This window comes from Thiogranum sp., from assembly GCF_058323355.1.
The window spans coordinates 36,727-54,196 of sequence record NZ_JBTTIO010000062.1 but is presented as its reverse complement, the minus strand read 5'-3'; the positions used below and the strand labels follow the sequence as shown (position 1 = coordinate 54,196).

The window sequence follows — 17,470 nt, the reverse complement described above, 5'->3', positions numbered from 1 at the left end:
CGCCTGTGCAGGTCAACCAGGACAGGAGCGTGCATGGACAGAGCCGAAACCGCTATTCGTGGTCTCGTTGAACTCGCCGACATCGAGATCAACGGCAGTCAGCCACACGATATCCAGGTCAATGATTCCCGTTTCTACCAGCAATTGCTGAAAGGCGGTGCACTGGGTTTCGGTGAAACCTACATGCAGGGACTGTGGGATTGCGAGGCGCTGGATGCGCTGATTTACCGCCTGCTGCGAGCCGATCTTGAGCACCGCATCTCACCCCTGAAACTGCTGTGGCCGGTTGTCTGGTCAAAACTCGTCAACCTGCAAAGTCGAAACCGGGCATTCCGTATCGGTGAGCATCACTACGACCTGGGTAATACCCTGTACCAACGCATGCTGGACCCGCGTATGACCTATACCTGCGGTTACTGGAAAGACGCTGACAACCTGAACGATGCGCAGGAAGCCAAGCTCGACCTGGTGTGCCGCAAGACAGGACTGGAGCCCGGTATGCGGGTGCTGGATATTGGTTGTGGATGGGGCAGTTTCGCCGGTTTTGCCGCCGAACACTATGGTGTCAAGGTGGTTGGCGTGACAGTTTCAAAGGAACAGATTGCGTTCGGGCAGGAACGTTACAGGGGCCTTGATGTCGATTTGCGTTTCCAGGACTACCGCGAGATGAATGAACGTTTTGATCGCATCGTATCCATTGGCATGTTCGAGCACGTTGGCAGAAAAAACTACCGTACGTACATGAAGGTGGTTGAAAGTTGCCTGGAAGACGACGGGTTGTTTCTGTTGCACACAATTGGTACCAACACCAAAACCACAGCCGTCGATCCCTGGACCGACAAGTATATTTTCCCCGGCGGCATGCTCCCGATCCTGGGGCAGATCGATGCCGCTGCAAATGGCATCTTCATTCTGGAGGATCTGCACAACATCGGCACACACTACGACCCAACGCTCATGGCCTGGATGGAGAATATTGATTCACACCGCGAAGAACTGGAAAGCCTGGGCTATGACCAGCGTTTCTACCGTATGTGGCGTTATTTCCTGCTCTCATCCGCTGGCTCGGCGCGTGCGCGCCGGAACCAGTTATGGCAGATTGTTTACAGCAAAAAAGGACTGGATGGTGGTTACGACTCGATTCGCTAGCCCCGTCCTGCGCGTGCAGGCCTTTGTTGCGATGTTGACTGGGTACCAGAGGATTTCCGCCAGCCCGAAGCTGATTTTTTCGCGGCCCCGCCATTGCTGCGCTTATGAGCGTTAGTGGATTTTCGCGGCTGGGAGCGGCCCTTGCCGTTGCGCCCGTTCTGGATCGGTTCTGCCTTGATGCCCGGGTCCGGCTCATAGCCTTCCAGCGTTTCCTTCGGAATGTCCTGTTTCAACAGTCGCTCGATATCACGCAGCAGTTTGAGTTCATCCACGCACACCAGGGAAATCGCCTCCCCTTCGTTGCCGGCACGCCCGGTTCGGCCAATACGGTGTACATAATCTTCCGCTACGTTGGGTAGTTCGTAGTTTACGACGTGTGGCAGTTGATCGATGTCCAGGCCGCGGGCCGCAATGTCGGTTGCAACCAGCACGCGTACATCACCATTCTTGAACCCGGCCAGTGCACGGGTGCGGGCCCCCTGGCTTTTGTTGCCATGAATGGCGGAAGCCGTCAGGCCGTCTTTTTCCAGTTGCTGGGCGAGGCGGTTGGCGCTGTGCTTGGTGCGGGTGAATACCAGCACCTGACGCCAGTTGCGTGAGCCAATCATGAAGCTCAGCAGTTCACGCTTGCGCTGCTTGTCGACCGGGTAAACTTTCTGTTCGATGCGTTCGGCCGTGGCGTTACAGCGTACAACCTCGATCAGTTTCGGGTTGTTGAGCAGGCGGTTTGCGAGCTGTTTGATCTCGTTGGAGAAGGTCGCGGAGAACAGCAGCGTCTGGCGTGCGTGCTTGTCAGGCAGCATCGCCATCACCTTGCGGATATCGTGAATGAAACCCATATCCAGCATCCGGTCGGCTTCGTCGAGCACCAGGATTTCGACCTGCGACAGGTCCACCGTTTTCTGGTTGGCGTGGTCCAGCAGTCTGCCGGGTGTGGCCACCAGGATATCGACGCCGCGACGCAGTTTGTCGATCTGCGGATTGATCTTGACGCCGCCGAAAATAACGGCGGATTTCAATGGCAGGTGACGCCCGTAGGTGTTCACGCTGTCGCCAACCTGTGCGGCCAGTTCACGGGTCGGGGTAAGCACCAGTGCCCGAACCGGACGTCGTCCGTTACTTGCGGGTTTTTCACTCAGTCGCTGTAGTAGCGGCAAAGTGAAACCGGCAGTCTTGCCGGTGCCGGTTTGTGCACCGGCCAGGACATCCCTGCCTTCGAGTACAACGGGGATGGCGTTGCGTTGAACGGGGGTGGGTTCGCTATAGCCCTGTTCGCTGACTGCGCGCAGCAGTTCAGCCGACAGGCCGAGGGTATCAAATGACATTGGGGTAATAACTCCAGTCTTGCCCTCCCATCGACAGCATTTGCTGGCGGGAGCCGGTTCGGGCTGGATAAGGGATTTCTTGCTTGCGGGAGGCCCGTAAAACGGGCAAACGGCTCAAGATCTTCCGGCGACTGTTCAAGGCCGCTCAATGGGTGCTAACCGGTCAGGCACCCGGAATAGAGGCAGTATACCAGAAATAACCCGGGTCCGGGGAAATCCTGTCATGGGCATGTACGGGCAACTCAGTATAATGCATCTACACTCATTATTTCATTTCGGGTAAAAATGCGCTTGAGGCAAATCTGGGTTGATGCTGATGCCTGTCCAAAAGTCATCAAGGAAATACTGTTTCGTGCCGCGGACAGGGTGAATGTGTCAGTGGTTCTGGTCGCTAACCAGTATCTTCAGGTGCCCGGATCCCCTAATATTCGCTCGGTTCAGGTATCAGCCGGGTTTGATGTGGCAGATAACTATATCGTGCAGCATGCGGAGGCGGATGAGTTGGTGATTACGGCAGATATCCCGTTGGCAGCGGAGGTGGTTGCCAGAGGCTGCCTGGCGCTGAATCCTCGCGGTGAACTCTATACCGAAGAGAATATCCGCCAACGACTGAATATGAGAGATTTTATGGATACCCTGCGCAGCAGTGGTGTCGATACCGGCGGTCAGGCCTCATTCAGTCAGGCCGATCGGCAGGCATTTGCCAATCAGCTGGACAGGTTGCTGGCGAAATAGCTTGTGGACCCAACAGGGAATGAGGTCTTTACACAATGACGTCAGACCAGCGTAAGGAAACACAGCCTGGCGAAGCCTTGCGTAAACGCTGGGGCCGTCTGCTGGAAAGCTCCTTTGACGAAATCTACCTGTTTTCAGCAGACAGTATGCGTTTTATGCAGGTCTCTCGCGGTGCCTTGCAGAATCTCGGTTATTCCATGCAGGAGATGCAGCAACTGACGGCTGTCGATATCAAGCCCGAGATCAGTGAGGCCGGGTTTAACCGCCTGGTTAAACCGTTGCTGGACGGAAAGCAGGAGCGGGTTGTTTTTGAAACCCGTCACCAGCGCAAGGATGGCAGTCACTATCCAGTGGAGGTTCGTCTTCAGTTTGCCGAAGAGGAATCACCAGCGGTATTCATTGCCATCGTTCTGGATATTACCGAGCGCCGCAAAGCAGAACAGGCCATGCTGGAAAGCGAGCAGCGTTACCAGGCACTGGCTCGTATCGCACCGGTGGGTATTTTTCGTACCGATGCGGCGGGTAACTGTATTTATACCAATGAACGCTGGTGCCTGATAGCCGGTATGTCCCCGGAACAGGCGCTTGGCGAAGGCTGGTCTGCGGCCTTGCATACGGAAGACCGGGAGCGTGTGTTTTCCGAATGGTACCGGGCGGCCAGCTCGCAGATGCCGTTTTATATCGAGTGTCGTTTTCAACGCCCGGGTGGCAAGGTTACCTGGGTGCTGGTACAGGCTACGGCTGAACACGACAGTGAGGGTAATGTGATCGGTTATGTGGGAACTGTTACTGATATAACGGGACAAAAACACACCGAAGCTGCCATTCGTCATATTGCAGAAGGTGTTTCCGTAACCGATACGCAGCAGTATTTCGGCACACTGGTGCTCAAACTGGCAGAGTTCTTTAATGCTGATTATGCCTTTGTCGGTGTGCTGGATAAAAATAATCCAGAGGTTGTCAATACGCGTGCAGTCTGTGCGCATGGCAAGCTCGTTGCTAATTTCAGTTATAACCTGCGTGGTACACCCTGCGCCAATGTGGTGGGGCAGAATACCTGTTCGTATCACACCGGTGTGCAGGCCGCATTCCCTGAAGACACGCTGCTTATTGAAATGGAGGTAGACAGCTATATCGGTACGCCGCTGTTCGACAGTGACGGTGCGCCTACCGGGCTGCTGGTAGTACTGGATGGAAAGCCTATGGAAGGGCTTGAAAAACTGCAGTCCGTGATGGAGATATTTGCTGCGCGTACCGGCATGGAAATCGAACGCCAGTTGATTGAGGATGAACTGCGCGTGCATCGCGATCATCTCGAGGAACTGGTTTCAGAGCGCACCCATGAGTTGCAGGTGGCTAACCGGGAGCTGGAGGCGTTTGCCTACTCGGTTTCCCATGATCTACGCGCACCTTTACGAGCCATCGATGGTTTCTCTCACGCGCTGGAAGAGGATTGCGCTGACGCTGTCGGCGATGCAGGCAGAAGTTACCTGCGCCGGGTGCGTGCCGCCAGTCAACGTATGGGAGACCTGATCGATGATATCCTGCAATTGTCACGTGTGAATCGAAATGACATGCAGTGGTCAGATGTGGATATGAGTGAACTGGCTGCCGCAGTCGTTGAACGCCTTCGGGAGACAGAACCTGGACGCCGGGTAAATGTAAGTGTGGTGCAAGGTATGCGTGTAAGGAGTGACAGGGCACTACTTGATGTGGTGCTGGACAATCTGATTGGTAATGCCTGGAAATATACCAGCGTGTGTGAGCAGGCTTCTATCGAGATAGGTGTTCAGGAGCATCATGGAGAACAGGTGTTTTTTGTAAAAGACAATGGTGTGGGCTTCGATATGCGTTATGCAGACAAGCTGTTCGGTATCTTTCAGCGGCTGCACAGGGCCGATGAATTCGAGGGAACGGGTATCGGACTGGCTACCGTGTCGAGAATTGTTGATCGTCACAGGGGGCGTGTCTGGGCCGAGGCGGAACCAGGCAGGGGTGCTACGTTCTTTTTCACGCTTGGCGGGTCAAATCTTCCTTGATCTTCGGCAAGACACAGAATGACTCCGGGAATGCAACACGTGTTTCCACAGTATTCAGGGCCATCTGTTGTGCACCTGCCGGGCAGGCATGTCACAAGGTATTTCCAGCGAGGGTACGGCCCGGGCCGGATGGAGAGGCGCCCTGATGGTTTCCGAATTTGATATTATTCAGCGCTTTTTCCAACGTGAATATGATGTGGTGGTGTCAGGGACGATATTGGGTGTTGGTGATGATGCGGCCTTGCTGCAACTACCGCCCGGTGCTTCGTTGGTTGTGGCGGTGGACACGCTGGTCGCCGGGCGGCACTTTCCGGAGCAAACCAATGCGGCCAGCATAGGCCACAAGGCGTTGGCCGTGAATCTCAGTGATCTTGCTGCAATGGGGGCGCAGCCGCGTTGGGCAACGCTCGCGCTGACGCTGCCGGAAGTTGATACAGCCTGGTTGTCCGGGTTTGCCGAAGGCTTCTTTGAGCTTGCAGATCGTTTCGATGTTGCGCTGGTGGGCGGCGATACCACACGCGGTCCGTTGTCCGTAACGGTGCAGGTGCTGGGTCAGGCTGATGCGGGAAAGGTGTTGCGGCGCGATGCCGCAACACCGGGGCAGCATCTTTTTGTGACCGGCACACCCGGTGATGCAGCATGTGCCCTGCAGCGCCTGCTGGCTGGCGAACAGCTCGACGATGAATTGCTTGGTCGCCTGAACCGGCCGGAGCCCCGGGTTGCATTTGGCATGGCGCTGGCGGGAGTCGCCTGTGCGGCGATCGATATATCCGACGGGTTGCTGGCTGATATTAAACATGTACTGGATGCCAGCGGTTGTGGTGCACAAGTGAATGTCGATGCTATTCCGCGTTCCGGCTGGTTGCAGTCACTGCCTGACGAGGACGCGTTGGCTTGCCAGTTGAACGGTGGAGACGATTACGAGTTGTGTTTCACGGTAGACGCTGATGCTGTTGAGCAGGTGTACCAGGCAGCGGAAGACTGTGCGGTTTGTGTGGCAGAAATCGGTATTATCGAACCTCAACCGGGTATTCGTTGCGTGCGTGAAGATGGATCAGTCTACAGGTTAAGGGTTGAGGGTTACGACCACTTCGGGGATGACAATGACTGAACACGTCACTGCCCGTCAGGTTTTTTCCGACCCGGTGCTGTGGCTGGCATTCGGTTTTGGTTCAGGGCTTGCACCACGTGCGCCGGGTACAGCTGGCACGTTAATGGCAATACCGTTGTTTCTGGTGCTGGACCTTTTGCCGTTTACCGGTTACCTGGTTGCTACTGCGCTTGTTGCGCTTGTCGGTGTATGGATCTGTGGACGTGCATCGCAAACGCTGGGTGTTCACGACCACCCCGGTATCGTCTGGGATGAATTTGCCGGTTTCCTGATCACCATGGCGGCAGCGCCCGAAGGCTGGATTGGTGTTGCCGCCGGGTTCGTCCTGTTCCGCCTGTTCGATATCTGGAAGCCCTGGCCGATTGGCTGGGCAGACCGCAAGGTTTGCGGCGGTCCGGGTATTATGCTGGATGATGTGCTGGCCGGCCTGATGGCGGCAGCCGTGTTGTGGAGCGCGGGGCTTCTCTAGCCGTCAACCAGCGAATCCTTTTCCTTGTTGCGTTCAATCAGCGCGTAGGCCGAGTGATTGTGGATGGACTCGAAGTTTTCCGATTCCACAACGTAGGCACTGATACGGTCGTCATCGTTCAGCGTGGCGGCAATATCGCGCACCATGTCTTCCACGAACTTGGGATTGTCGTAGGCCTTTTCGGTAACGTATTTCTCATCCGGGCGCTTGAGCAGGCCATAGAGTTCACAGGAGGCCTGTCCTTCGACCATATCGATCAATTCCTCGATCCAGACAAAATCACGTGTCGTTGCGGTAACGGTAACGTGTGAGCGCTGGTTGTGTGCGCCGCGGTCTGAAATCTTCTTGGAGCAGGGGCACAGGCTGGTGACGGGGACAATGATCTTGATCTTCATTTCCGGGTTGCCGTCAGTGATTTCTCCAATGAAGGACACTTCATAATCGAGCAGGCTCTGCACGCCGGAGATCGGTGCGGTCTTGTTGATAAAGTAGGGGAAGGTCATCTCGATATGACCGGCTTCCGCTTCCAGGCGTTCTGCCATTTCGCCGAGCATTTCCTTGAAGGATTCAACGCCGATCTCGCGTTCGTGCAGGTTGAGAATCTCCACGAAACGCGACATGTGCGTGCCCTTGAAATTGTGCGGCAGGTTCACGTACATGTTGAAATTGGCGATGGTGTGCTGTTCGCCCTCGCTACGGTCTTTTACCCGCACCGGGTGACGAATGTCCTTGATGCCGACCTTGTCGATGGCAATGTGGCGGGTGTCGGCACTGTTTTGCACGTCAGCAATCGGCTTGTTGATTGTGGCGGCTGTTGATTTGCTCATGATTCGTCCTCAGCGTAACGCACGCAGGCGCGTTCGGTTTCCCATAGCGTGACAGCATGAACGCGGACGCGTTCGTTGTTCAATTGCGCCGACAGTTCCTTATAGAAATAGGCGGCGATGTGTTCGGCTGTCGGGTTGATCCTGGTAAAAGGTTCCAGTTCGTTCAGGTAACGGTGATCCAGCCTGGACGCGATATCGCGCGTCGCTTGCTTGATGATCTTGAAGTCTATGCCCATGCCGATTTCGTCCAGCGAACCGGCACGAACTTCGGCCTCGACTTTCCAGTTGTGCCCGTGCATGCGCGCACAGGCGCCCGGGTACTCGCGCAGGGTATGCGCGGAGGCGAAGTCGGTGACAATTTTCAGTGTATAACGGGCGGCCACACTAATTCCTGACTGAAAAGGTAGGATTTTAGTCGACCGCGCGCAGCGTTGCAATTCGCGCCGCCAGTTCCCGCTGGATTCGCTGGTATATACTGTCGGCATCCAGGCCGCATTCAGCGAGCTGTTGCTCGCGGCTGGCGTGTTCGATGAAATGATCCGGAATTCCCAGATGAGTCAACGGGATAGCAATGTCGTGCGCGGCAAGGGCTTCGGCCACTGCCGTGCCGGCGCCACCGCTCACGGCATTATCCTCCAGCGTGACCAGCATGCGGTGGTTGGCCGCCAGTTCGCATACGCGGGCTTCATCCAGCGGTTTGATGAAGCGCATATTGACGACCGTGGCATCCAGTTTCTCTCCCGCTTCCAGCGCTGCGCTCAGCGTGCTGCCGAAAGCCAGCAGGGCAACATCCTTGCCTTCGCGGCATCGCTGCGCCTTGCCGATTTCCAGCGTCCCCAGCTCGGAACTGACGTCCACGCCCGGCCCGGTGCCACGCGGGTAGCGTACGGCTGCGGGTCCGTCGTGCCGGAAACCCGTGGACAGCATTTGCCGGCACTCGTTTTCGTCGGCTGGCGCCATCAGCAGCATGTTGGGAATGCAGCGCAGGAAACTCAGGTCGAAATTGCCGGAATGTGTGGGGCCGTCGGCGCCAACCAGCCCGCCGCGGTCGATGGCAAACAATACCGGCAGGTTTTGCAGGGCGATATCGTGGATCAACTGGTCATAGGCGCGCTGCAGAAAGGTAGAGTAGATCGCCACAACCGGTTTCATGCCTTCGCAGGCCAGCCCGGCCGCCAGTGTGACACTGTGTTGTTCGGCGATGCCGACATCGAAATAGCGTGCCGGGAATTGCTCGGAAAAGGCCACCAGCCCGGAGCCTTCGCGCATGGCCGGGGTGATACCGACCAGCTTGTCGTCGCTGCGCGCCATATCGCAGATCCAGTCGGAGAAGATGCGCGTATAGGTTTTACCTGCCGGTGCACCACTGCCCTGGCTCTCGCCGGTTTCCGGGTCGAACTTGCCGATGCCGTGAAACTTGCAGGGGTTATTTTCCGCCGGGGCATAGCCCTTGCCCTTGCGGGTGACGACGTGCAGCAATTGCGGGCCGCTCAGTTCGCGTACGTTGCGCAGCGTGGTGACAACAGCATCCAGGTCGTGACCGTCGATGGGGCCGATGTAATTGAAGCCGAGTTCCTCGAACAGGGTGCCGGGGATCACCATGCCTTTCATGTGTTCCTCGGCGCGCCGCGCCAACTCCCATACAGTGGGCATTTTCTGCAGGACCTTCTTGCTGCCTTCGCGCATGGTGGCGTAGGTGCGGCCTGACAGGATACGCGCCAGGTAGTTGGACAGGCCGCCGACATTGGGCGAAATCGACATATCGTTGTCGTTCAGTACCACCAGCAGGTTGGCGTCGAGGGTGCCGGCATGGTTGAGCGCCTCGAAGGCCTGTCCGGCGGTCATGGCGCCGTCACCAATGATGGCGGCCACGCGTCGGCTGCTACCCTGCTGCGTAGCGGCAATGGCCATGCCCAGCGCCGCGCTGATGGAGGTGCTGGAATGCCCGACACCGAAGGCGTCGTAGGGACTCTCGTCACGCCTGGGGAAACCGGCCAGGCCGCCTTTCTGACGAATGCTGTCCATCTGGTCGCGGCGGCCGGTGAGGATTTTGTGCAGGTAACTCTGGTGGCCAACGTCCCATACCAGCTTGTCGTCCGGGGTGTTGAAGACATAGTGCAGGGCGAGCGTCAGTTCCACGGTCCCCAGGTTGGCGGCAAGGTGACCGCCCGTGGCCGAGACTGACTCGATCATAAACTGGCGTGATTCGCGCGCCAGCGTACGCAACTGGGCCATGTCCAGGGTGCGCAGATCAGCAGGGGAGTCGATCTGGTTCAGCAGGATGGTCGGGTCGGCAGTTTTCATGCATGGCTGTACGGCAGGGAAGCGGAGATTATCGGTGCTGGCGGCACCTGAGGCAAGTAAATCCGCCAGCTTCAGCTGCTGCGTTGCACAATATATTGCGAAATCCAGCGCAATGGGTCGGCGCGCTGGTCCAGGCGGGAGAGTGCATCCAGCGCGGTTTCGTGAAGGTCCTGCGCGCGTTCCCGCGCCCCGGCCAGCCCCAGCAGCGCGGGGTAGGTAGGTTTGTCCAGGGCCAGGTCGGCGCCGGACTGCTTGCCCAGTTGCTCGGTGCTGCCGGTGATGTCGAGAATGTCGTCCTGCACCTGAAACGCCAGGCCAATAGCCTTGCCGTAGTGGTCGAGTGCACGCTGCGTGGCTTCATCGACCTGCCCGGCGCACAGTGCCCCGAGTAATACCGCAGCGCGGATCAGCATGCCGGTCTTGTGGATGTGCATGTCTTCCAGTTCAGCAATATCCAGTGTCTTGCCGACCGCCGCCAGGTCGATGGCCTGGCCCCCCACCATGCCTCGTGAGCCGGAAGCCAGCGCCAGGCGTTCGATCATGGCAAGGCGTCGTTCAGCCGGCATACTGCCCATATTCGCGTGTGCGAGCAGATAAAACGCCTGGGTTTGCAGGGCATCGCCGGCGAGTATCGCTTCAGCCTCGCCAAAAGCCTTGTGGCAGCTGGGCTTGCCACGCCGCAGATCATCGTCGTCCATGGCCGGCAGGTCGTCATGTATCAGTGAGTAGGCATGGATACATTCAACGGCGCTGGCAGCGACATCGAGCGGTTGCCGGTTGGCCCCGACAGCGTGACCGGCAGCATAGACCAGTACCGGCCGAATGCGTTTGCCGCCATCCAGCACGGAATAGCGCATGGCCTCGTGGAGTTGTGCGGGGTGCGTGTGTGTGTCGGGCAGGAACTGCTGCAGTGCTGTTTCCACGCGCTGCTGGCAGTCCGACATAAAGCTTTTCAGGTCAGTCGGAGTCGCTGTCACTTTGGAAAGGCTCAAGTGCGCCCTGGCCGTCTTTTTCCAGCAGGATCTGTACTTTTTGTTCGGCGTCTTTCAACGCAGTCTGGCAGCTGCGGGTAAGCTGTATGCCACGCTCGAATTGCCTGAGCGACTCGTCGAGGCTCAAGTCGCCCTGTTCCATCTGTTCGACCAGGCTTTCGAGTTCCGCCAGGGCGGTTTCGAAATCCGGAGTTTTCCTGCTACGTTTTGCCACATCGCTTCCTCGTTTTCAGGAGCCGTACGTTACAAGTGCAGGTCGGGAAGGTCAATCGGTGAACCGTGGTTGATCTCGTCACGGGCGGGGTTGTTTTCGCCGGCAACGGTTAATATTTGGGGTCAGAGTAAAAACTACTTCGTGTCTATATTCGGTAATCACAAGTTTTTACTCTGACCCCAAATATTTGACCCCAAATATTCAAATATTAAAATCACCCGAAATTCCTGTGACAACTCCGGAGGTGCGGGAATACAATAAGCAATTGACAGGTGCCAGACGCTGGGCTAAATTCTCTCCCCCAGTTTAGACTTAGTCTAAATTTTTGAGCAGATGTTTTTTCATTAATTCGGAGGTTACCCACATGGATCTGAAAGGAAGTAAAACCGAAGACAACCTGAAAGCTGCCTTTGCCGGCGAGTCCCAGGCCAACCGTCGTTACCTGTACTTCGCTGCCAAGGCCGATGTCGAAGGTTACAACGATGTCGCAGCCGTGTTCCGCTCCACCGCCGAAGGTGAAACCGGCCACGCCCACGGTCACCTGGAATACCTTGAAGCCGTTGGTGATCCGGCAACCGGTTTGCCGATCGGTGGTACCAGCGACAACCTGAAAGCAGCCATTGCCGGTGAGACTCACGAGTACACCGACATGTACCCGGGTATGGCCAAGTCAGCCCGCGATGAGGGATTTGACGAAATCGCCGACTGGTTCGAAACACTGGCCAAGGCAGAGCGCTCACACGCTAACCGTTTCCAGAAGGCACTGGATACCCTGGACGACTGATCGCGACGTCTATTACCGGTTCCTGGAAAGGCAACCGGTGTGGCCGGAAATGTCATCCTGGCAGTCCGGTCTGGTTTCTCTTGCCGGTGATGTGTGCCGGCAAGAGAATCCCCTGAATTTTCTGGCCCGGTCTGTGGCCGTTTGAATAACCCGGAGATTTGCGATGTCTGTTCGTGAAGGCAGTCTGGATGCACCAACCCGTCACCCGCTGGACTGGAAAAATGCTGATTTCTACGACGAAAAGTTGCTGATGACAGAACTGGAGCGGGTATTTGATATCTGTCACGGTTGCCGTCGCTGCTTCAGTTTGTGCAATGCTTTCCCCACGCTGTTCGATGCCATTGACGAGTCGCCAACCCTGGAACTCGATGGCGTGGATAAACGGGTTTACTGGAAGGTGGTTGACCACTGCTACCTGTGCGACATGTGTTACATGACCAAGTGTCCGTACGTGCCGCCGCACGAATGGAACGTTGATTTTCCACACCTGATGTTGCGCGCCAAGGCAGTAAAGCATGCGCAGGGCAAGACACGGGTACGCGATAAAATCCTGAGTTCCACTGACAGTGTGGGTACGCTGGCCGGTATCCCGGTTGTCAGCGCTGTGGTGAATGCCGTGAATCACAGTAAGTTGGGGCGACGCGTGCTGGAAGAGTTGCTGGAAGTGCATCCCGATGCACATTTACCCGATTACCACAGTAACAAATTGCGCAATCGTGTGGATATCACCCGCAACCAGGACGCAAAGGCCGCCCCCGAGGCCGGGCCGACGCGTGGCAAGGTCGCATTGTTCGCTACCTGTTATGGCAACTACAATGAACCTGAACTGGGTGAAGACCTGATCGCAATATTTGAACATAACGACATTCCCGTGCGGCTGGTGGACACCGAACGCTGTTGTGGCATGCCAAAGCTGGAGCTGGGGGACCTGGCGGCGGTGGAAAAGGCCGCGCAGGTCAACATCCCCCGGTTGGTTTCTCTGGTCGACAAGGGCTGGGATATTGTCGCACCGGTTCCGTCCTGTGTGCTGATGTTCAAGCAGGAACTGCCACTGATGTTTCCCGATGACGCCGATGTGGCGAAGGTGCGCGATGCGATCTATGATCCTTTCGAGTACCTGGTGCTGCGTCACAAACACGGTCTGTTGAAAACAGATTTCAGTCACGGTCTTGGTGATATTTCCTATCACGTTGCCTGTCACCTGCGCGTACAGAATATCGGCATGAAAACCCGCGAGTTGTTACAACTGGTGCCGGATACCCGTGTCGACGCTATCGAGCGTTGTTCAGGGCACGACGGTACCTACGCGGTTAAAAAAGAGTTCCACGAAATTTCCATGAAAATCGGAAAGCCTGTGGTGAACCGGGTGCAGAAGGCACAGCCCGACCATTATTGCAGTGATTGCCCGATGGCCGGCCACCAGATCGAGAACGGTCTTGAAGGGAGCCAGGCACCGGCGCACCCACTCAAACTGTTGCGCATGGCCTATGGCATATGATGCGCTGGAGCAAGTTGACATGAACACAATCGAGGGCGAAAAGTCCATGCAGAAACTCTCACGTTCGGATCTTTACAGTCTGGAAGAATATTCGACGCTGCGTCCCGAATTTCGACAGCAGGTAATCGCGCACAAAAAGAATCGCCGTGTACCGCTGGGCGAAATCGCAGCACTGTATTTCGAGGATCGCCTGACCATGCAGTACCAGATTCAGGAAATGTTGCGTGTCGAGCGGATTTTTGAAAGCGAGGGCATTCAGGAAGAACTGGACGCCTACAATCCATTGATTCCTGATGGCAGTAACCTCAAGGCCACCTTCATGATCGAGGTGTCGGATGAGGAGGAACGGCGTCACAAGCTGGCCGAGTTGAAAGGCATCGAGGACGAGGTCTGGCTGCGTGTCGAAGGCTTCGACCCGGTATTTGCCATTGCCGATGAGGATATGGAGCGTGAGAACGCGGAAAAAACCTCCTCGGTGCATTTCATGCGTTTCGAGTTGACGCCGGAAATGGTGGCCGCTGTCAAACAGGGTGCGGCACTCGGTGCCGGCATCAGTCATGCGGCCTACACGGTCCAGCTGGAGCCACTGCCGGAAAATATTCGTGCTGCGCTGGTGGCCGACCTCGACTGACAGAATGGTACATTTTCCAGGGTAACCGGCTGCCTGCCGTTATGTTCCGTGCGCATTTGATATCCGCCCAGGGAGCATTTTCAGGATTGTGGCACCGCGCATGGCCGGTTCGGCGCAGTTGCCGGAAAATGTTGGCACAGGCCTTGAAAATCCATTGCGGCATTCCCACTTTCCAGTTATCAGCGGATGCCATACCGGTATCGCGCGACGTGGATTCAGGAGAAGAGGAGATGCAGCCATGACATTAGTGAGATATGAACCCTGGAATATTCTGAACCAGTTGCAGGGAGAGATGAACCGTATGTTTGATACCAGCCGTTTTGGTGACGACGGAAGCCCGCTCGCCACCAGTGACTGGGTGCCTGCGGTAGATATCAAGGAAGAAGACGAGCGTTATGTCATCCATGCGGATGTGCCTGGCGTGGAAGCCAAAGACATCGAAGTCAACATGGAAGACGGTGTCCTGTCGATCCGTGGCGAACGCAAGTTCGAAAACGAGGAAGAACGGGAAGGCTACAAACGCATAGAACGTGTGCGCGGTAATTTTTACCGTCGCTTCAGCCTGCCCGATGGCGCCGACGCGGATGCCATCAGCGCGAAGTGCAAGGATGGTGTGCTTGAGATCGTCATTCCAAAGCAGACCAGGGTGTTACCCAGGCGTATCGAAGTACAGGGCTGATTTCAGGCAGCTGAGATACCCCGGCCACAGGCCGGGGTTTTTTGTGGCTTCATTGTTTTCCGTGAACTGGTTACACTGCGGCAAGCGAAATTCCGGTGACAATGATGAATAAACGTGTATTGACTGCCGGGCTTCTTGTGCTGGTGCTTGCCGTGCTACGTGTGGCCGTTGCCGCCGGGGACCCTGTTTTTGATGACCTCTATGGTGAGGGCGGTGACAGCCGCGGGTTTGTCGAGGGCAAGGCATGGAAGGAGCGGGGCATTTCATTGCCGGCCTACCCCGATACCAGCTCCCGGGATTTGATCGAGGTCGACCTGCTGCTGAATGATTATCCCTTCCGGTTGCTTGTCGATCCCGCCTCCGTCAGCGTCGGGGAAGACCGCGTCGTGCGTTATACCGTGATTCTCAAGTCCCGTTCCGGTGCAAGTAACGTGATTTACGAGGGCATGCGTTGTACAACCGGACAGTACCGGCGCTACGCGTTCGGTGCCCGGGACGGCTTTCACCTGGCAACGCATTCGCGCTGGAAGTATATTCCCGCCAGGTCGGGTGGTTCGGATCGTTACCTGAAGGTACTGAGAGACCATTTTATGTGCCCGGCTCCCGCGCCCGGCAACACAGCTGTTGTGCTGCGGCGTCTGCGGGCATCCAATCCTGACAATTTCCTCTTTACCGAAGAGGAATAGAACAAGCGCGGCGCTTTCTGTAGCATGGGCGCCCTGATTAACTCACGAAGTCTGAAACGTCATGGCCAGCCAATACGATGCCGCCTCCATTGAAGTTCTGAGCGGCCTGGACCCGGTACGCAAGCGCCCGGGCATGTATACCGATACCACCCGGCCGAACCATCTTGCCCAGGAAGTTATCGATAACAGTGTCGATGAGGCGACAGCCGGGTTTGCCAGCAAGATCGAAGTCACGGTTTTCAGGGACGGCTCCCTGCAGGTGAAGGACAACGGCCGCGGTATGCCGGTGGATATCCATCCTGAAGAAGGGGTGTCCGGTGCGGAGGTTATTCTTACCCGCCTGCACGCCGGCGGTAAATTCTCGGATAAAAACTACCGTTTCTCGGGTGGCTTGCACGGTGTTGGCGTGTCGGTGGTAAATGCCTTGTCGAAACACCTGGAACTCTGGGTGCGCCGGGGTGGCAAGGAATACAACCTGGCGTTCAAAAATGGCGAGAAAGTCTCCGGCCTGGATGAGGTGGGCAAGGTCGGGAAGCAGAACACCGGTACAACGGTTCGTTTCTGGCCCGACCCGACATTTTTTGATTCAGCAAAGTTTTCCCTGCCCAGACTGAAACATGTATTGCGCGCCAAGGCCGTGTTGTGTCCCGGCCTGGAAGTCATCCTGATCGACGAGAAAAGTGGCGAAAAAGAAGTCTGGCGCTATGAGGACGGGTTGCGTGACTACCTGGTCGATGCACTGGGTGATGCGCTTCGTATTCCCGAGGAACCCTTTACCGGTAGCCTGGAAGGTAACGATGAAGCTGCCGAATGGGCGCTGGTGTGGCTGCCAGAGGGTGGTGAACTGGTTGCCGAGAGTTATGTCAACCTGATTCCGACCGCGCAGGGTGGTACGCATGTTAATGGTCTGCGCATGGGGCTGACCGAGGCCATTCGTGAATTCTGTGAATTTCGCAACCTGCTGCCGCGTGGCATCAAACTGGCACCGGATGATGTATGGGAACGCTGCGCCTACATTCTCTCTGTAAAAATCCGCGAGCCGCAGTTTTCCGGGCAGACCAAGGAACGTCTGTCGTCCAGAGAGTGTGCACCGTTTGTATCCGGTGTAGTCAAGGACGCGTTCAGCCTGTGGCTTAACCAGCATACCGAGGCGGGTGAGCAGATTGCCCAACTGGCGATTCAGAACGCACAGACCCGTCAACGTGCCGGCAGGAAAGTCGTGCGTAAGAAGGTAACCAGTGGTCCGGCGTTGCCCGGCAAGCTGGCGGATTGCAGCAATAATGACCTGGCGCGCTCCGAACTGTTTCTGGTCGAGGGTGATTCGGCTGGTGGTTCCGCCAAGCAGGCGCGCGACCGTGAGTTTCAGGCGGTCATGCCATTACGCGGAAAGATACTCAACACCTGGGAAGTTGACCCTTCAGAGGTTATGGCTTCACAGACCGTGCACGATATAGCGCTGGCCATAGGCGTTGAACCGGGCTCCACGGAGTTGAAAAATCTCCGCTATGGAAAGATCTGCATCCTGGCGGATGCGGACTCTGACGGTGCCCACATCGCCACGCTGCTTTGCGCGTTATTTCTGCGCCACTTCCAGCCACTGGTCGAAGCCGGCCATGTGTTCGTGGCTATGCCGCCCCTGTACCGTATCGATGTTGGAAAACAGGTGTTCTACGCACTTGACGACGCAGAGCAGCAGGGTGTGCTGGACCGTATCGCCGCCGAAGGTATCAAGGGCAAGGTCAATGTGCAGCGTTTCAAGGGCCTGGGGGAAATGAATCCCTTGCAGCTGCGAGAAACCACCATTGATCCCGATACCCGTCGTCTCGTACAACTCACCATTCAGGCTGGCGATGACAGCCACCGTACCCTCGATCTGTTGCTGGCCAAGGGCCGGGCTTCCGACCGCCGGAACTGGCTTGAGAAAAACGGCAATCTTGCCGATATATAGTCAGAGCTGGTTGGCCGGGTTGCTGGCCTGGTGCTTAACTGCATGAAATCAAAGAAAGAAAATATGGCATCCCGGGGCT

17 protein-coding genes are annotated in these 17,470 nt (G+C 56.6%); 11 read left to right on the top strand and 6 right to left on the bottom strand.

Annotated elements, in window-relative coordinates:
- Positions 1–33 precede the first annotated feature (33 nt).
- The gene (gene cfa, locus ACW81B_RS09440; RefSeq protein ID WP_491579972.1) at positions 34–1,149 is read left to right on the top strand and encodes a cyclopropane fatty acyl phospholipid synthase; all 1,116 of its coding nucleotides are present in this window, start codon (positions 34–36) and stop codon (positions 1,147–1,149) included.
- Here the strand turns inward: cfa and ACW81B_RS09435 are convergent.
- Entirely contained in the window at positions 1,146–2,474 is a 1,329-nt protein-coding gene (locus ACW81B_RS09435; protein WP_491579971.1) for a DEAD/DEAH box helicase, read from the bottom strand. The two genes, cfa and ACW81B_RS09435, sit on opposite strands and share 4 nt — an antisense overlap.
- Before the next feature lie 285 nt (positions 2,475–2,759).
- Between ACW81B_RS09435 and ACW81B_RS09430 the strand changes: the two genes are divergently transcribed.
- The 4 genes from ACW81B_RS09430 (at position 2,760) to ACW81B_RS09415 (ending at position 6,828) form a co-directional block, all read left to right on the top strand.
- On the top strand, positions 2,760–3,209 hold the full coding sequence (locus ACW81B_RS09430; protein ID WP_491579970.1) for a YaiI/YqxD family protein: 450 nt from the start codon (positions 2,760–2,762) through the stop codon (positions 3,207–3,209).
- 35 nt (positions 3,210–3,244) lie between these two features.
- Positions 3,245–5,248 carry a PAS domain-containing sensor histidine kinase gene (locus ACW81B_RS09425; protein ID WP_491579969.1) on the top strand — a complete coding sequence of 668 codons (2,004 nt, stop codon included), beginning with the start codon at positions 3,245–3,247 and terminating at the stop codon, positions 5,246–5,248.
- 145 nt (positions 5,249–5,393) lie between these two features.
- Positions 5,394–6,359, top strand: a complete 966-nt coding sequence (thiL, locus tag ACW81B_RS09420; RefSeq protein WP_491579968.1) for a thiamine-phosphate kinase — start codon at positions 5,394–5,396, stop codon at positions 6,357–6,359.
- Positions 6,346–6,828, top strand: coding sequence for a phosphatidylglycerophosphatase A family protein (locus ACW81B_RS09415; RefSeq protein WP_491579967.1), 483 nt, complete (start codon positions 6,346–6,348; stop codon positions 6,826–6,828). Before thiL ends, ACW81B_RS09415 begins: the two co-directional genes overlap by 14 nt.
- On the opposite strand, the gene folE2 is transcribed toward ACW81B_RS09415, so the two are convergent.
- The 5 genes from folE2 to xseB form a co-directional block, all read right to left on the bottom strand.
- The gene (folE2, locus tag ACW81B_RS09410) at positions 6,825–7,655 is read right to left on the bottom strand and encodes a GTP cyclohydrolase FolE2 (RefSeq protein ID WP_491579966.1); all 831 of its coding nucleotides are present in this window, start codon (positions 7,653–7,655) and stop codon (positions 6,825–6,827) included. The two genes, ACW81B_RS09415 and folE2, sit on opposite strands and share 4 nt — an antisense overlap.
- Positions 7,652–8,038 (bottom strand): 6-carboxytetrahydropterin synthase QueD, encoded by a 387-nt coding sequence (gene queD / locus ACW81B_RS09405; RefSeq protein ID WP_491579965.1) that lies wholly within the window; start codon positions 8,036–8,038, stop codon positions 7,652–7,654. The genes folE2 and queD overlap by 4 nt, the downstream gene beginning before the upstream one ends.
- A 28-nt stretch (positions 8,039–8,066) precedes the next feature.
- Complete coding sequence (gene dxs, locus ACW81B_RS09400; protein WP_491579964.1) at positions 8,067–9,959, bottom strand: 1-deoxy-D-xylulose-5-phosphate synthase; 1,893 nt, start codon at positions 9,957–9,959, stop codon at positions 8,067–8,069.
- Between the two features lie 71 nt (positions 9,960–10,030).
- Entirely contained in the window at positions 10,031–10,915 is an 885-nt protein-coding gene (ispA, locus tag ACW81B_RS09395) for a (2E,6E)-farnesyl diphosphate synthase (RefSeq protein WP_491580039.1), read from the bottom strand.
- Position 10,916: 1 nt separating this feature from the next.
- The gene (gene xseB, locus ACW81B_RS09390; protein ID WP_491579963.1) at positions 10,917–11,165 is read right to left on the bottom strand and encodes an exodeoxyribonuclease VII small subunit; all 249 of its coding nucleotides are present in this window, start codon (positions 11,163–11,165) and stop codon (positions 10,917–10,919) included.
- A 364-nt stretch (positions 11,166–11,529) separates the two neighbouring features.
- Here xseB and ACW81B_RS09385 point away from each other — a divergent pair, with 364 nt between their 5' ends.
- The 6 genes from ACW81B_RS09385 to parE all read left to right on the top strand — a co-directional run bounded on the left by ACW81B_RS09385 (position 11,530) and on the right by parE (position 17,391).
- Entirely contained in the window at positions 11,530–11,949 is a 420-nt protein-coding gene (locus tag ACW81B_RS09385) for a rubrerythrin family protein (protein ID WP_491579962.1), read from the top strand.
- 163 nt (positions 11,950–12,112) lie between these two features.
- Positions 12,113–13,447, top strand: a complete 1,335-nt coding sequence (locus tag ACW81B_RS09380; protein ID WP_491579961.1) for a (Fe-S)-binding protein — start codon at positions 12,113–12,115, stop codon at positions 13,445–13,447.
- 19 nt (positions 13,448–13,466) lie between these two features.
- Positions 13,467–14,078 carry a DUF3501 family protein gene (locus ACW81B_RS09375; protein WP_491579960.1) on the top strand — a complete coding sequence of 204 codons (612 nt, stop codon included), beginning with the start codon at positions 13,467–13,469 and terminating at the stop codon, positions 14,076–14,078.
- A gap of 238 nt (positions 14,079–14,316) precedes the next feature.
- The gene (locus ACW81B_RS09370; RefSeq protein ID WP_491579959.1) at positions 14,317–14,757 is read left to right on the top strand and encodes an Hsp20/alpha crystallin family protein; all 441 of its coding nucleotides are present in this window, start codon (positions 14,317–14,319) and stop codon (positions 14,755–14,757) included.
- Positions 14,758–14,858: 101 nt separating this feature from the next.
- Positions 14,859–15,443: a CNP1-like family protein gene (locus tag ACW81B_RS09365; protein WP_491579958.1), complete on the top strand. Its 585-nt coding sequence runs from the start codon at positions 14,859–14,861 to the stop codon at positions 15,441–15,443.
- Positions 15,444–15,504: 61 nt separating this feature from the next.
- Positions 15,505–17,391 carry a DNA topoisomerase IV subunit B gene (parE, locus tag ACW81B_RS09360; protein ID WP_491579957.1) on the top strand — a complete coding sequence of 629 codons (1,887 nt, stop codon included), beginning with the start codon at positions 15,505–15,507 and terminating at the stop codon, positions 17,389–17,391.
- Positions 17,392–17,470 lie beyond the last annotated feature (79 nt).

Coding starts and splice junctions, on each gene's coding strand:
- cfa (WP_491579972.1), top strand. CDS start 34: ATGGACAGAGCCGAAACCGCTATTCGTGGTCTCGTTGAACTCGCCGAC.
- ACW81B_RS09435 (WP_491579971.1), bottom strand. CDS start 2,474: ATGTCATTTGATACCCTCGGCCTGTCGGCTGAACTGCTGCGCGCAGTC.
- ACW81B_RS09430 (WP_491579970.1), top strand. CDS start 2,760: ATGCGCTTGAGGCAAATCTGGGTTGATGCTGATGCCTGTCCAAAAGTC.
- ACW81B_RS09425 (WP_491579969.1), top strand. CDS start 3,245: ATGACGTCAGACCAGCGTAAGGAAACACAGCCTGGCGAAGCCTTGCGT.
- thiL (WP_491579968.1), top strand. CDS start 5,394: ATGGTTTCCGAATTTGATATTATTCAGCGCTTTTTCCAACGTGAATAT.
- ACW81B_RS09415 (WP_491579967.1), top strand. CDS start 6,346: ATGACAATGACTGAACACGTCACTGCCCGTCAGGTTTTTTCCGACCCG.
- folE2 (WP_491579966.1), bottom strand. CDS start 7,655: ATGAGCAAATCAACAGCCGCCACAATCAACAAGCCGATTGCTGACGTG.
- dxs (WP_491579964.1), bottom strand. CDS start 9,959: ATGAAAACTGCCGACCCGACCATCCTGCTGAACCAGATCGACTCCCCT.
- ACW81B_RS09385 (WP_491579962.1), top strand. CDS start 11,530: ATGGATCTGAAAGGAAGTAAAACCGAAGACAACCTGAAAGCTGCCTTT.
- ACW81B_RS09380 (WP_491579961.1), top strand. CDS start 12,113: ATGTCTGTTCGTGAAGGCAGTCTGGATGCACCAACCCGTCACCCGCTG.
- ACW81B_RS09375 (WP_491579960.1), top strand. CDS start 13,467: ATGAACACAATCGAGGGCGAAAAGTCCATGCAGAAACTCTCACGTTCG.
- ACW81B_RS09370 (WP_491579959.1), top strand. CDS start 14,317: ATGACATTAGTGAGATATGAACCCTGGAATATTCTGAACCAGTTGCAG.
- ACW81B_RS09365 (WP_491579958.1), top strand. CDS start 14,859: ATGATGAATAAACGTGTATTGACTGCCGGGCTTCTTGTGCTGGTGCTT.
- parE (WP_491579957.1), top strand. CDS start 15,505: ATGGCCAGCCAATACGATGCCGCCTCCATTGAAGTTCTGAGCGGCCTG.